The sequence below is a fragment of the Paraburkholderia sejongensis genome, from assembly GCF_020880815.1.
GTDB lineage: Bacteria > Pseudomonadota > Gammaproteobacteria > Burkholderiales > Burkholderiaceae > Paraburkholderia > Paraburkholderia sejongensis.
In genome coordinates this window covers 335,006-348,030 of the sequence record NZ_JAJITD010000002.1, presented here as the reverse complement: position 1 = coordinate 348,030, position 13,025 = coordinate 335,006, and the positions used below count along the sequence as shown (strand labels likewise).

Genomic DNA, 13,025 nt, shown 5'->3' with positions numbered 1-13,025 from the left:
CGGCCGCATGCAGGCGAGCATCGTGGGGGAGGTTGGGGAGAGCGTTGCCCGGCAAGAGGGCGGGCAACGGTTCTTGCTGGAGGGCTTTGACTCGCGCATAGCACACAACGTTTGCGCGACGTTGCGAGAAAAATTGACGCGGATCAAAGGAAGCACAAGTAAGTTCATGTGTTCGTCTGACCCGCGCCAGCGGCGCCCGTCAGGCGCCGGGTCCGGCGGCGCCGCTCGTTGCGGCGTTGGCCGCCGGGTGGGTCGCCTGGCTAGCCGCCGCGGAAGTGGCCGCCGACGGACACGGCGGCACCGCGCTCGCAGCCGCCTTGCCGGCCGCCGACGAGCGCCCGCTGCCCGTCGAGCTGCCCGTTGCACTGCCCGCGGCCGCCACCATCGCCCGCACGCCCGCCGCGATCTGCGTCGACACCTGTTCGAGCGCGCGCCGGTGTCCGTCGACGAGTGCGTCATAGCCGCCGCCGACCGGCTCGCTAACCACGCTGCGGCACGTCATCACCGCATTGCTGCGCACCGCGCGCACGCTCCACACGGCGTCGAGCAACGCGTGCGAGCCCGGCCACGATTCGAAGCGCTGCACGTTCATCGCGATCCGGTACACCGCGACGTCGTCGGGACGCGCGGTGCCGAACGCGTCCAGCGTGCCGAGCTGCCCGGTCAGATCGGTCGACAGCGCGCGGCGAATCTCGTCGCCGGGCAGCGAGGCCCAGCGCTCCTGTTCGAGCAGCTGCACCTGGGTCGGGCCGGTCTGCACGACCAGCTGATTTCTCGCCACCTGCGGCGGCACGTTGACCGGCGCGACTTCGATCAGCCACGCGGGCGCGCTCGCGGTACGGGCCACGGCCGGCGCCGCGCCGTCCGGGCCCGCGGCGCCGCCCAGCGTATAGAAGCGGCTCGACGGCGACGAACACGCGGCCAGCGCGAGCGCCGCGGCCAGCGCGCCGAGCTGCGCGGCAGCGCGCGCGAGCGTGCGCGGCGAGCGGGGGAGCCGGGCAAACATCATGGTTTATCTCCTGATTTACCGCGCAACAGCGATTCGGGGTGACGCTCCAGGTAATCCGACAGCGCGTTCAGCGACTGCAACGTGCGCGTCAGTTCCTGCAACGCCTGATGAACGTCGGACTGCAGCGGCGAGTCCTGCTGCAACGTCGCCTGGGCCGAGCTGAAGGTCTGCTTCGCGGCCGACAGCGTGTCGCGCGCCTGCGGCACGACTTCCTTGTCCAGCCGCGCGAACAGCCGGTCGGCGTTCTTCAGCGCGCTGTTCAGGTTGTCGCCGATCTGGTCGAACGGCACCTTGTCGAGCTTCTTCGCGATATCGGCGACCTGCAGCTGCAACTCGTCGAGCGTGTTCGGAATGGTCGGCAGCTCGAGCGGATCGCCGGTCACGTCGACCTTGGCCGGCGGCGCTTTCGGGAAGATGTCGAGCGCCACGTACAGCTGGCTCGTGATCAGGTTGCCGGTGCGCAACTGGCCGCGCAGCCCGTGCCTGACCAGTTGTTCGAGCATCGTCTGGCCGGCCAGCGTGCCCGGCGCCGGCGCGTTTTCGCGGAAGCGCTTGCCGAGGCGGTCCGGGTAGATGTTCATCGTCACCGGCATCGTGAAGCTGCGGGTCTTCGGATCGTAGTCGATGCCGATGTTGGTCACCTGGCCGAGCACGATGCCGCGGAAGTCGACCGGCGCGCCGACCGACAGCCCGCGCAGCGACTGGTTGAAGTTCATCACGACCCGCAGCGGCACGCCGTCCGGCTCGCGCATCGCGTCCGCCTCATCCGACGCGAGCCGGAAGGTCTGGTCGTTCGGCGCCTGCGGGCCCATGTTCTGGCCGGGCGGCGACTGGAACGACAGACCGCCGACGATCACCGTCGCGAGCGATTGCGTGTTCAGCTTGAAGCCGCTCGAATCGAGCCGCAGATCGACGCCGCTCGCATGCCACCAGCGCGAGTTGGTGCCGACGTACTGGTCGTACGGCGCCGACACGAACACCTGCATCGTCACGCCGGTGCCGCTCTTGTCGAGCGAGAAGCCGACCACCTGGCCGACCTGCACGCGCCGGTAGAAGATCGGCGAGCCGATGTCGATCGAGCCGAGCGAGTCGCCGTGCAGAATGTACTGGCGGCCCTTCTGATCGCCGGTGACGGGCGGCGGGGTTTCGAGGCCGACGAAGCTGTCCGCGGTGTCGTCCGAGCGGCCCGCGTCCGCGCCGATGTACGCGCCCGACAGCAACGTGGTCAGACCGGACACGCCGCTCGCGCCGACCCGCGGGCGCACCACCCAGAAGCGCGAATCCTTGACCGCGAATTTGCCGCCCTGCTTGGTCAGCTGTACTTCGACCAGCACGTGCGACAGATCCTGCGATAGCGTGATCGTCTTCACCGCGCCGACCGTCACGTCCTTGTACTTGACCTGGGTCTTGCCCGGTTCGAGCCCTTCCGCGCTGACGAAGCTGATCGTGATCACCGGGCCGCGCTGGTTGACCGAGCGGATCACGAGCGCGATGCCGATCAGCGCGGCAATCAACGGAATCACCCACACCAGCGACGGCAGCCAGCGGCTGCGCGGTTCGATCTCCGGGTCGGGTAACTGGGGCGGCAGGCTGGGTCCGTTCGAATCGTTGCGCGGCGCGTCACCGGAAGCGGGCGTCGGTCCTTGCGGGCTAGTCATGTTTGGAATCCTGAGGGGTTGGGGTGCTGCCTTCCACGGGGTCCCAGATGAGCCGTGGATCGAATTGCATGGAAGCCATCATGGTCAGGATCACGACCGCGCCGAACGCGATCGCGCCCGGCCCGGCCGTGATCACGGCCAGCGATTTGAAGCGCACCAGCGCGACGGTCAGCGTGACGACGAACACGTCGAGCATCGACCAGCGGCCGATCCGCTCGACCATCCGGTACAGCGTGGTGCGCTGTTGCGGACGCCAGCGCGAGCGGCGCTGCGCGGTGATGGTGAGCAACACCAGCACGCTGAGTTTGAGCATCGGCACCATGATGCTGGCGATGAACACGATCACCGCGAGCGGCCAGTCGCCGGAGGTCCAGAAGTAGACGACCCCGCTCATGATCGTGTCGTCCTCGGCGCCGAGCAGCGATGCGGTGTGCATCACCGGCAACAGGTTGGCCGGAATATACAGCAGCGCGGCGGCGATCAGCAGCGCCCACGTGCGCATCAGGCTGTCGGGATTGCGCGAGTGCAGGCGCGCGCCGCAGCGGCTGCAGTGCTGCGGCGCGACCGAGCGGATGCGCGGTTCGACGCGGCCGCACGAATGGCACGACACGAGGCCCGCGCTTTTCGCGGTGACGTATTTCATCGCGGGGTCATCCTTCGCGCCGGGTGGTGCGAGCGTCCGGCTGCTGGTGCTGAGGCTGCTGCTGCTGCGCCGGTGTGCCGACCGCGAGCGCGGCGCTGTCGGCCGCCGTGCGCGGCAGTGGCGGCTGGTCCGGCGCGCCGAGTTCGTCGGCGATGTCCCACAGCACGCGCGGATCGAACGTGACGACGACCGCGAACATCAGCGTCAGCGCGCCGAACGCGAACAGCGCCGCTTCGGGAATCACGCGCGCGAGGCTGACCATCTTCACGATCGTGATCAGCACGCCGAGCATGAACACTTCGATCATCCCCCACGGCCGCACGAACTGGATCGCGCGCAGCACGCGGTTGAACTGCGGCGGCACATAGCCGGCGCGCAGCGGCACCAGCACATACAGCAACGCGACCAGTTCGGTGAGCGGAAACAGCACCGTCGAGCAGAACACCATCACCGCGACGATCTGCATGTCCTCGCCCCACAGCGCGACGAGCGCGCCGAACAGCGTGGTCTGCGAGGTGATGCCGTTGGTCTCGAGTTCGACGATCGGAAAGCCCTGCGCGATCACGAACGTGATCAGCGCGGCGAGCGTCATCGCGCAGATCGCGTCGAGCCTGCGCGAGACGCCGCGATAGAGCGATGCGCCGCAGCGCGCGCAGCGCGCGGCGGTGCGCCCGACAAGCCGTGGCTTGCGAAACAGCGTGTCGCATTCATGGCACGCGATCAGATGGTCATGTTCCATGCGGCTAGCTGCGTGACGACGCGGTTGAGTGACTTGAGTGGCGGCGCGGCAAGGTCCGTGTTTCGAGAAAAGTCAGGCGAAAGTGGGAGCAATAGTACCAAACGCGGCCCCGCGCAACAGCGCGAAACGCCCAACCACGGCGCGACGGCGGGCACATGCGGGCCGGACTACGGCGTTTCGGACCGACTTGCCCCCAATTTGTTCGGGACGACCCGTTGAATCCGCCGCGCGCTGCTGCAAAAATCGGACCTGTCCGGTTCTGCTCGCTCAAGCCAGTCCGGCGCGCTTCGGGTAGCATGGCGCCCTTGGCCTGCGCGCTGGCGGTTCGGCGCGATCGATGCAGGTCGGATCGCGCGCCGCCGGGGCCGCCGGCAGCGCGGAATAGCCGGGTCGGCCGCGCCGTTAACTCTTATCAGCCTGCGTTGCTCAGTCATGACACCCAATCCCTCGTTCGGTAATCAGGAGTCGTACACGCGGACCGCCATCGCGTTTCACTGGCTGATCGCGCTGCTGATCGGCTGCGGCTTCGCGCTCGGCTGGGTGATGACCGACATCCCGGGCTTCACGCCGACCAAGCTGCGTTACTTCTCCTGGCACAAATGGATCGGCGTGACCGTGTTCGCGCTCGCGATCCTGCGCATCGTGTGGCGCGCGACCCACCGCGCGCCGTCGCTGCCGCGCCGCATGCCCGGCTGGCAGCGCGGCGCCGCGCATCTCACGCATCTGCTGCTGTACGCGCTGATGGTCCTGATTCCAGCCTCCGGTTATCTGTATAGCTCGGCCGCCAACGTGCCGGTCGTCTATCTCGGCCTGATCCCGCTGCCGCGCCTGATCGCGCCCGACCCGCAGCTCAAGGAAGTGCTGAAGGCCGTGCATGTCGCGCTGAACTACACGTTGCTGGTGCTGGTCGCGCTGCATGTGCTGGCTGCGCTCAAGCATCAACTGGTCGATCGCGACGGGCTGCTGTCGCGCATGCTCCCTTTCCTCAAATAAGGACTGCCATGAAGGTTCCGTTTTATCGCTTCATGCTCGCCGCGCTCGCGGCTGTGTCGTTGACGGTGGCCGGCGCGGCGCTCGCCCAGGTCGACATCGCGAAGAGCTCGGTGAGCGCGGTCTCGAAGCAGATGAACGTGCCGGTCGAGGGCAAGTTCGGCAAGTTCACCGCGCAGGTCAGCTTCGATCCGGCCAAGCCGGCCGCCGGCACCGCGCAGCTGACCATCGACGTCGCCAGCTACGATCTCGGCGACGAGAGCTACAACGAGCAGGTGCGCGGCAAGGAGTGGTTCGACGCGAAGACGTATCCGAACGCGACGTTCGTTTCCAGCGCGATCGCGCCGGCCGGCGGCAATCAGTTCAAGGTCACCGGCAAGCTGACCATCAAAGGCAAGTCGCAGACGGTCGTGGTGCCGGTCACCGTGACCCAGCAGGGCGCGACGCAGACCTTCGACGGCTCGCTGCCGATCAAACGCTCGCAATTCGACATCGGCACCGGCGAGTGGAAGGACACGTCGGTCGTCGCCGATGAAGTGGTCATCAAATTTCACCTCGTCGCCGCGCACAAGTAACGCGTGCGGCGGTCGTGAAGCAGGCCGCGCCGCGTGGGGCGCGGCGGTTGTTGCAACCCAGGTTGCACCGCGATTTTCAACGAAATACAGGAGCACGAATTGAAAACGTCCATGTTGATCGCTGTTGGCGCGCTGGCTTCATCGCTGTCGTTCGGCGCATTCGCCGCCGATACCTATCTGCTCGATCCGACCCATACCTATCCGAGCTTCGAGGCCGATCACTTCGGTGGTCTGTCGACGTGGCGCGGCAAGTTCACGAAGACCACCGGCACGGTCACGCTCGACCGCGCGGCGAAGACCGGCACGCTCGACGTGACCGTCGACCCGGCCTCGGTGCAGACCGGCAACGCGAAACTCGACGACCACCTGAAAGCGAGCGAGTTCTTCGACGTCGCGCAGTACCCGACCGTCACGTACAAGGGCTCGCAGATCAAGTTCGACGGCGACAAGCCGGTCGAAGTGATCGGTAATCTGACGATCCGCGGCGTCACCAAGCCGGTCAATCTGAAGATCGACTCGTTCAAGTGCATGCAGCATCCGATGCTCAAGCGCGAAGTGTGCGGCGTCGAGGCGAGCACCGAATTCAACCGCAGCGAGTTCGGCCTCGACTTCGGCTCGAAGTACGGCTTCAGCATGCTGACGCGTCTGAACATCCAGTCGGAAGGCGTGAAGCAGCAGTAACCGCGGTCCGCGCGCCGGCGTCGCGATGACTGTTGCGGCGTCTGCGCGCGTAATGGCGCAGGCGGACCGCCGCCGCGCTGCACCGCACCACCCACCGCTTCGGTTGCGCCCGCAACGAAGCGGTTTTTTTCGCCTGTACCGGACGCCGTGTGCGCCGCCGGCCGCGCGCCGGTTATTTGCCGCTCGCGCCGCTTTTATTTTTTCAGTTAAATAGACGCTGGAGTGTGCCGGTGGAGCGCGTAGCCGGTGCGGCCAGCGCGCGGGTGTCATACGCGCGCGTCGATAAATAGTTCGCGCGGGACAGGAGATCTGGATGAATGCAACGACAGCGGCAGGCGTCGTGGGAAGCCGGCACAACTCGTGGCGCGCGGTGGTGGCCGCCTCGATCGGCAACGCGCTCGAATGGTTCGATCTGGTGGTGTACGGCTTTTTCGCGGTGACCATCTCGAAGCTGTTTTTCCCGGCCGGCAACGACACGGTGTCGCTGCTGCTCACGCTCGGCACCTTCGGCGTGTCGTTCTTCATGCGCCCGCTCGGCGCGATCGTGATCGGCGCGTACTCGGACCGCGCGGGCCGCAAGGCGGCGCTGACGCTGTCGATCCTGCTGATGATGAGCGGCACGCTGATCATCGCGATTTTGCCCACTTATCAAAGCATCGGCCTCGCCGCGCCGGTGATTCTCGTGATCGCGCGGCTGATGCAGGGCTTCTCGGCCGGCGGCGAGTTCGGCAGCGCGACCGCGTTTCTCGCCGAACACGTGCCGGGGCGGCGCGGTTTCTACGCGAGCTGGCAGATGGCCAGCCAGGGGCTGACCACCTTGCTCGCCGCCGGCTTCGGCGCGTTGCTGACCGGCACGCTGACGCCGGAGCAGATGAGCTCGTGGGGTTGGCGTGTGCCGTTTTTCTTCGGTTTGCTGATCGGTCCGGTCGCGTTCTATATCCGCAGCAAGCTCGACGAGACACCCGAATTTCTCGCCGCCGAAACCACCCAGACGCCGCTGCGCGATACCTTCGCGACGCAGAAGCTGCGGCTCGTGATCGCGATGGGCGTGGTCGTGCTCGGCACGGTGTCGTCGTATCTGGTGCTGTTCATGCCGACTTATGGGGTGAAGCAGCTGGGGCTCGCGCCGTCGGTCGCTTTCGCCGCGATCGCGGTGACCGGCGCGATGCAGATGGTGTTCTCGCCGATCGTCGGGCACCTGTCGGATGTGCATGGCCGCACGCGCATCATGCTGGCCGCGGCGGTGGCGCTGCTGGTGCTGGTCTATCCGGCGTTCCTGTATCTGATCGCGCATCCGAGCTTCGGCACGCTGATCGTCTGGCAGATCCTATTCGGCTTTCTCGTCAGCGGCTACTTCGGCGCCACGCCGGGGCTGCTGTCGGAAATCTTCCCGGTGCAGACGCGCACGACCGGAATGTCGCTCGCCTATAACATCGCGGTGACGATCTTCGGCGGCTTCGGGCCGTTCATCATCGCGTGGCTGATCGGCGCGACCGGCTCGAAGGCGGCGCCGAGTTATTACGTGATGTTCGCCGCGCTGGTGAGTATCGGCGCGTTGATCGGAGCGCGGCGCAAGCTCGGTTTTCGGTAAGGCGGGGAGGGCGCAGCGCCGGTGAGGCGGTGGGGCAGCGGCACCGCACACCCGCACCGGCCGCGGCCCCAGCGGCCCGTCGCAGCGCCGTAAACGCAGAAGGCCGGTTCGCGAGAACCGGCCTTCTGATTTAGGCAATGCCAACGCTACACGCGCATCAAACCTGCGCGCCCGCGTTCGGATCGTCCGGATCGACGCGTTCCTTCTTGTCCTTGATCAGGTCTTCGCGCTTGATGCCGAACCACATCGCGAGCGCTGCCGCGACGAACACCGACGAGTAGATACCGAACAGAATACCGACCGTCAGCGCGAGCGCGAAGTAGTGCAGCGTCGGACCGCCGAACAGGAACATCGACAGCACCATCATCTGCGTGCTGCCGTGCGTGATGATGGTTCGCGACATCGTGCTGGTGATCGCGTGGTTGATGACTTCGATCACGCTCATCTTGCGTTCGCGGCGGAAGGTCTCGCGAATCCGGTCGAAGATAACGACCGACTCGTTCACCGAGTAACCGAGCACCGCGAGCACCGCCGCCAGCACCGACAGCGAGAACTCCCACTGGAAAAATGCGAAGAAGCCGAGAATGATCACCACGTCGTGCAAGTTCGCGATCACGCCGGCCACCGCGTACTTCCATTCGAAGCGGAACGACAGGTAGATCACGATACCGATCACCACGCACGCGAGCGCGAGCAGACCGTCGGTCGCGAGTTCCTTGCCCACCTGCGGACCGACGAACTCGACGCGCTGCAATTGCACGTCGGGCGTATCGGCCTTCAGCGCGGCCATCACCTGTTCGCTCTGCTGCGCGGACGTGAGGCCTTCCTTCAGCGGCAGACGGATCAGCACGTCGCGCGCGGTGCCGAAGTTCTGCACCTGGGCGTCGCCATAGCCGAGCTTGCCGAGCGTGTTGCGCACCGGGTCGAGCGGCGCCGCGTTCGGATACTGCACCTCGATCACGGTACCGCCGGTGAATTCCACCGACAGATGCAGCCCGCGATGCAGCAGGAAGAACACGGCGGCGAGGAACGTCAGCAGCGAGATCGCGTTGAAGATCAACGCGCGCTGCATGAACGGAACGTCTTTACGGAAACGGAAAAATTCCATGGTCTTGTTCTCCGGGACTCAGCGGGATGAACCCGGTTTTTGCGGCGTCGAGCCATCCGGCGGCGTGCCCGGCGCGTTGCGGCGGCGCACGGTCGGCTTGCCGCGAGCCTGCGAGGCGGCGCCTGCCTTCGCGGCCGGCTTGGCGCCCGGCGTCATGCCCGACTTCGAGCTGGCTCGCGCGTTGGCGATGGCTTGCGCGGTGTCGGTCGCGGCGTCGTCGTTTTCCAGATACGCGCCGGCGCCGGCGGTAGCCGCCTGCGGACGCCACACCTGACCGATCGACAGCGACTTCAGCTTCTTCTTGCCGCCGTACCAGAAGTTGACGAGGCCGCGCGAGAAGAACACCGCCGAGAACATCGACGTCAGAATGCCGATACAGTGGACGATCGCGAAGCCGCGCACCGGACCGGAGCCGAATGCGAGCAGCGCGAGACCGGCGATCAGCGTGGTCACGTTCGAGTCGAGAATCGTCGCCCATGCATGCGCGTAGCCGTTCTGGATGGCCAGCTGCGGCGGCGCGCCGTGGCGCAGTTCTTCACGCACGCGCTCGTTGATCAGCACGTTCGCGTCGATCGCCATACCGAGCGCGAGCGCGATAGCGGCGATACCCGGCAAGGTGAGCGTGGCCTGCAGCATCGACAGCACCGCGACGAGCAACAGCAGGTTCACGGACAGGCCGATCACCGAGATCACGCCGAACAGCATGTAGTACGCGATCATGAACACGGCGATTGCCGCGAAGCCCCACACGACCGAGTGGAAGCCCTTCTTGATGTTGTCGGCACCCAGGCTCGGGCCGATCGTGCGTTCCTCGATGATTTCCATCGGCGCGGCGAGCGAACCGGCGCGCAACAGCAGCGCGAGGTCGGCGGCCGCTTGCGGGGTCGGCTGGCCGGTGATCTGGAAGCGGTCGCCCAGTTCCGACTGGATCGTCGCGACCGTCAGCACTTCGCCCTTGCCGCGCTCGAACAGCACCATCGCCATCGGCTTGCCGATGTTGTCGCGCGACACCGCGCGCACCGCGCGGCCGCCTGCCGAATCCAGACGGATGTTGACCGACGGACGCTGATGCTCGTCGAAGCCCGCCGATGCGTCGATGATGCGGTCGCCGGTGAAGATCACCTGCTTACGCAACAGCACCGGCACCTGGTTGCCCTGGGTGAACAGTTCGTCACCCGGCGGCACCGGATCGTTCGGGTTCGGGTGGGTGTTGACCGGGTCCGCCAGACGCGCTTCGAGCGTCGCGGTACGGCCGATGATGTCCTTCGCCTTCGCGGTGTCCTGCACGCCCGGCAGCTCGACCACGATGCGGTCCGCGCCCTGTTGCTGGATCACCGGCTCGGCCACGCCGAGTTCGTTCACGCGGTTATGCAGCGTGGTGATGTTCTGCTTGAGCGCGGCGTCCTGCACCGCGCGTTGCACTTCCGGCGTGAACGTGCCGACCAGCTGCACGCCGCCGTCCGCGCCGGCATTCGGCTGCGAGGTCCACCGCAGTTCGCTGACGCCGCGGCCGAGCAGCTTGAGCGCCGCGTCCGCGGTGGCCTGATCGGCCAGATTCACTACCACCGACTGGTTCACGCGATTCACGCCGCCGTCGCGCACGTTGTTGTCGCGCAGCATCGTGCGTACGTCCGCCGCGTCCGAATCGAGCTTCTTGTTCAGTGCGCCGGCCATGTCGACCTGCAGCAGGAAGTGCACGCCGCCGCGCAGATCGAGACCGAGGTACATCGGCAGCGCGCGCAGCGCGGTCAGCCAGCTCGGCGACGCGCTTTGCAGGTTCAGCGCGACGATGTACTGTGGATCGTTCGGGTCGCTGTTCAGCGACTTTTGCAGCAGATCCTTCGCGCGCAGCTGCGTGTCGGTGTCCGCGAGACGCACGCGAATGGTCGCGTTGTTCTGCGCGTTGTCGAACGTGACCGCGGTCGGCTTGATCTGATTGCCCGCGAGCGCGGCTTCGACCGCCGCGAGCGTGGCGGCGTCGAGCCTGACCGTCGCCTTGCCGCTCGACACCTGCACCGCCGGCGCTTCGCCGTACAGATTGGGCAGCGTGTACACGAGGCCGATGACCAGAGCCACCAGCATCACGGCGTATTTCCAGAGGGGGTAGCGATTCATGAGTGGTCCAACGGGAGGTTGGCTTGGATGCGATGCGCCCGGCGATGAGCGCGGTCAGTTCAGCGAGATTGCCTGAAGTGGCCGCGAGGCCGCGCCGGACGCGGGAGAGCAGGCCTTACAGCGACTTGATCGTGCCCTTCGGCAGAACCGTCGTAACCGCTGCCTTTTGCACGGTGATTTCGGTGCCTTCGGAGATCTCGATGCCGACATAGGCTTCGCCCACCTTGGTCACCTTGCCGACGATGCCGCCGTTGGTCACGACTTCATCGCCCTTGGCCATCGCAGCAAGCATGCTGCGATGTTCCTTCTGGCGCTTCATTTGGGGGCGAATCATGATGAAGTACAGCACGCCGAACATCAGGATCAGCGGCAGGAAGCTCATCAGGTTCGATTCGATGCCACCTGCTGCAGCGCCTTGAGCATAGGCATTGGAAATGAACGACACGTTGGTCTCTCCGTTATCAGTCAAAACTAACAAAAAAGTCAGCCGATTATTCTACCACCGGCCGAACCCGCGCCGGCACGGCGAATCGGCTTTCCGATCAACCGTTTAAGGGCCTGCATCGAGCATTATTTGGGCACTCGATACGGTTCCGGCGAAAGATAATTGTAAGGTTTATGCGCAGTGGCTGGGTCGTGGCGCGCGGATTGTTCTGCACAATCGGCGCGCCGCGCGCTCAGGGCGCGGGTACGGCGCCGCGTGCGCGGTCCTCGTGGAAACGCTTGCGGAACGCGTCGAACAACTTTGCGTCGATCGCATCGCGCATTTCCTGCATCAGTTCGAGGTAGTAGTGCAGGTTGTGGATCGTGTTCAGCTGCGCGCCGAGAATTTCGCCGACCCGGTGCAGGTGATGCAGATAGCCGCGCGTGAAGTTGCGGCAGGTGTAGCAGCCGCATTGCTCGTCGAGCGGGCGCAGCGAGTTCTTGTGAGTCGCGTTGCGGATCTTGACGTCGCCGAAGCGCGTAAACAGCCAGCCGTTGCGCGCGTTGCGGGTCGGCATCACGCAGTCGAACATGTCGACGCCGGCCGCGACGCCCGCCACCAGGTCTTCCGGCGTGCCGACGCCCATCAGATAGTGCGGCTTGTCGGCCGGTAGCTTCGGGCCGATGTGGTTCAGGATCCGCATCATGTCTTCCTTCGGCTCGCCGACCGACAGCCCGCCGATCGCCAGACCGTGGAAATTCTTCTCGGCGAGGCCGGCCAGCGATTCGTCGCGCAGATCCTCGAACATGCCGCCCTGGACGATGCCGAAGAGGGCATTCGGATTGCCCAGGCGCTGGAATTCGTCGATCGAGCGCTGCGCCCAGCGCATCGACATGCGCATCGATTCGGCCGCTTCCTGGTGCGAGGTCGGGATGTTGTTGGTCGCGTACGGCGTGCACTCGTCGAACTGCATCACGATGTCCGAGTTCAGCACCTTCTGGATCTGCATCGACACTTCCGGCGACAGGAACAGCCGGTCGCCGTTGATCGGCGACGCGAACGTGACGCCGTCCTCGGTGATCTTGCGCAGGTCGCCGAGCGAGAACACCTGGAAGCCGCCCGAGTCGGTCAGGATCGGTTTCTTCCAGCCCATGAAGCCGTGCAGGCCGCCGTGCGCCTCGATGGTTTCGAGACCGGGGCGCAGCCACAGGTGGAAGGTGTTGCCGAGGATGATCTGCGCGTGCATCTCGTCGAGCTCGCGCGGCTGCACCGCCTTGACGGTGCCGTAGGTGCCGACCGGCATGAAGATCGGCGTTTCGACCACGCCGTGATTGAGCGTGACGCGGCCGCGGCGGGCCTGGCCGTCGGTGCCGAGCAGTTCGAATTTGAGGCCGTTGGCGGGGCGGTCGTGGGCGGGTTGTTGCGTGGGATGACCCAGGGTCATTGGGATAACTCCAGTGCTACCGGAAAACAGTCCGGCGCAATCAATGAA

The 13,025-nt window shown here is 65.9% G+C and carries 12 protein-coding genes; 4 read left to right on the top strand and 8 right to left on the bottom strand.

The genetic code is table 11. From position 1 onward, the window contains the following. Positions 1-199: 199 nt before the first annotated feature. From LJ656_RS05085 to LJ656_RS05070, 4 genes are read right to left on the bottom strand one after another with little or no spacing between them, the layout of a single operon-like run. On the bottom strand, positions 200-1,009 hold the full coding sequence (locus LJ656_RS05085) for a PqiC family protein (protein WP_230508180.1): 810 nt from the start codon (positions 1,007-1,009) through the stop codon (positions 200-202). Further along, on the bottom strand, positions 1,006-2,667 hold the full coding sequence (locus tag LJ656_RS05080; RefSeq protein WP_230508179.1) for a PqiB family protein: 1,662 nt from the start codon (positions 2,665-2,667) through the stop codon (positions 1,006-1,008). The genes LJ656_RS05085 and LJ656_RS05080 overlap by 4 nt, the downstream gene beginning before the upstream one ends. After that, entirely contained in the window at positions 2,660-3,310 is a 651-nt protein-coding gene (locus LJ656_RS05075; RefSeq protein WP_230508178.1) for a paraquat-inducible protein A, read from the bottom strand. The genes LJ656_RS05080 and LJ656_RS05075 overlap by 8 nt, the downstream gene beginning before the upstream one ends. A 7-nt stretch (positions 3,311-3,317) precedes the next feature. Further along, positions 3,318-4,049 carry a paraquat-inducible protein A gene (locus LJ656_RS05070; RefSeq protein WP_230508177.1) on the bottom strand — a complete coding sequence of 244 codons (732 nt, stop codon included), beginning with the start codon at positions 4,047-4,049 and terminating at the stop codon, positions 3,318-3,320. 432 nt (positions 4,050-4,481) lie between these two features. Between LJ656_RS05070 and LJ656_RS05065 the strand changes: the two genes are divergently transcribed. The 4 genes from LJ656_RS05065 to LJ656_RS05050 all read left to right on the top strand — a co-directional run bounded on the left by LJ656_RS05065 (position 4,482) and on the right by LJ656_RS05050 (position 7,886). Next, complete coding sequence (locus tag LJ656_RS05065; RefSeq protein WP_230508176.1) at positions 4,482-5,042, top strand: cytochrome b; 561 nt, start codon at positions 4,482-4,484, stop codon at positions 5,040-5,042. 8 nt (positions 5,043-5,050) lie between these two features. Beyond that, positions 5,051-5,614: a YceI family protein gene (locus tag LJ656_RS05060; protein WP_230508175.1), complete on the top strand. Its 564-nt coding sequence runs from the start codon at positions 5,051-5,053 to the stop codon at positions 5,612-5,614. Positions 5,615-5,725: 111 nt separating this feature from the next. Next, complete coding sequence (locus tag LJ656_RS05055) at positions 5,726-6,295, top strand: YceI family protein (RefSeq protein WP_230508174.1); 570 nt, start codon at positions 5,726-5,728, stop codon at positions 6,293-6,295. Positions 6,296-6,608: 313 nt separating this feature from the next. Continuing rightward, a complete protein-coding gene (locus LJ656_RS05050; protein WP_230508173.1) occupies positions 6,609-7,886 on the top strand; it encodes an MFS transporter in 1,278 nt (425 codons plus the stop codon). A gap of 157 nt (positions 7,887-8,043) precedes the next feature. On the opposite strand, the gene secF is transcribed toward LJ656_RS05050, so the two are convergent. The 4 genes from secF to tgt form a co-directional block, all read right to left on the bottom strand. Next, a complete protein-coding gene (gene secF, locus LJ656_RS05045) occupies positions 8,044-8,994 on the bottom strand; it encodes a protein translocase subunit SecF (RefSeq protein WP_230508172.1) in 951 nt (316 codons plus the stop codon). A gap of 18 nt (positions 8,995-9,012) precedes the next feature. Beyond that, entirely contained in the window at positions 9,013-11,109 is a 2,097-nt protein-coding gene (gene secD, locus LJ656_RS05040; RefSeq protein ID WP_230508171.1) for a protein translocase subunit SecD, read from the bottom strand. Positions 11,110-11,224: 115 nt separating this feature from the next. Beyond that, a complete protein-coding gene (gene yajC, locus LJ656_RS05035) occupies positions 11,225-11,554 on the bottom strand; it encodes a preprotein translocase subunit YajC (RefSeq protein WP_075295496.1) in 330 nt (109 codons plus the stop codon). Positions 11,555-11,786: 232 nt separating this feature from the next. After that, positions 11,787-12,977 carry a tRNA guanosine(34) transglycosylase Tgt gene (tgt, locus tag LJ656_RS05030; protein WP_230508170.1) on the bottom strand — a complete coding sequence of 397 codons (1,191 nt, stop codon included), beginning with the start codon at positions 12,975-12,977 and terminating at the stop codon, positions 11,787-11,789. Positions 12,978-13,025: the final 48 nt, after the last annotated feature.

Coding starts and splice junctions, on each gene's coding strand:
- LJ656_RS05085 (WP_230508180.1), bottom strand. CDS start 1,009: ATGATGTTTGCCCGGCTCCCCCGCTCGCCGCGCACGCTCGCGCGCGCT.
- LJ656_RS05080 (WP_230508179.1), bottom strand. CDS start 2,667: ATGACTAGCCCGCAAGGACCGACGCCCGCTTCCGGTGACGCGCCGCGC.
- LJ656_RS05075 (WP_230508178.1), bottom strand. CDS start 3,310: ATGAAATACGTCACCGCGAAAAGCGCGGGCCTCGTGTCGTGCCATTCG.
- LJ656_RS05070 (WP_230508177.1), bottom strand. CDS start 4,049: ATGGAACATGACCATCTGATCGCGTGCCATGAATGCGACACGCTGTTT.
- LJ656_RS05065 (WP_230508176.1), top strand. CDS start 4,482: ATGACACCCAATCCCTCGTTCGGTAATCAGGAGTCGTACACGCGGACC.
- LJ656_RS05060 (WP_230508175.1), top strand. CDS start 5,051: ATGAAGGTTCCGTTTTATCGCTTCATGCTCGCCGCGCTCGCGGCTGTG.
- LJ656_RS05055 (WP_230508174.1), top strand. CDS start 5,726: ATGTTGATCGCTGTTGGCGCGCTGGCTTCATCGCTGTCGTTCGGCGCA.
- LJ656_RS05050 (WP_230508173.1), top strand. CDS start 6,609: ATGAATGCAACGACAGCGGCAGGCGTCGTGGGAAGCCGGCACAACTCG.
- secF (WP_230508172.1), bottom strand. CDS start 8,994: ATGGAATTTTTCCGTTTCCGTAAAGACGTTCCGTTCATGCAGCGCGCG.
- secD (WP_230508171.1), bottom strand. CDS start 11,109: ATGAATCGCTACCCCCTCTGGAAATACGCCGTGATGCTGGTGGCTCTG.
- tgt (WP_230508170.1), bottom strand. CDS start 12,977: ATGACCCTGGGTCATCCCACGCAACAACCCGCCCACGACCGCCCCGCC.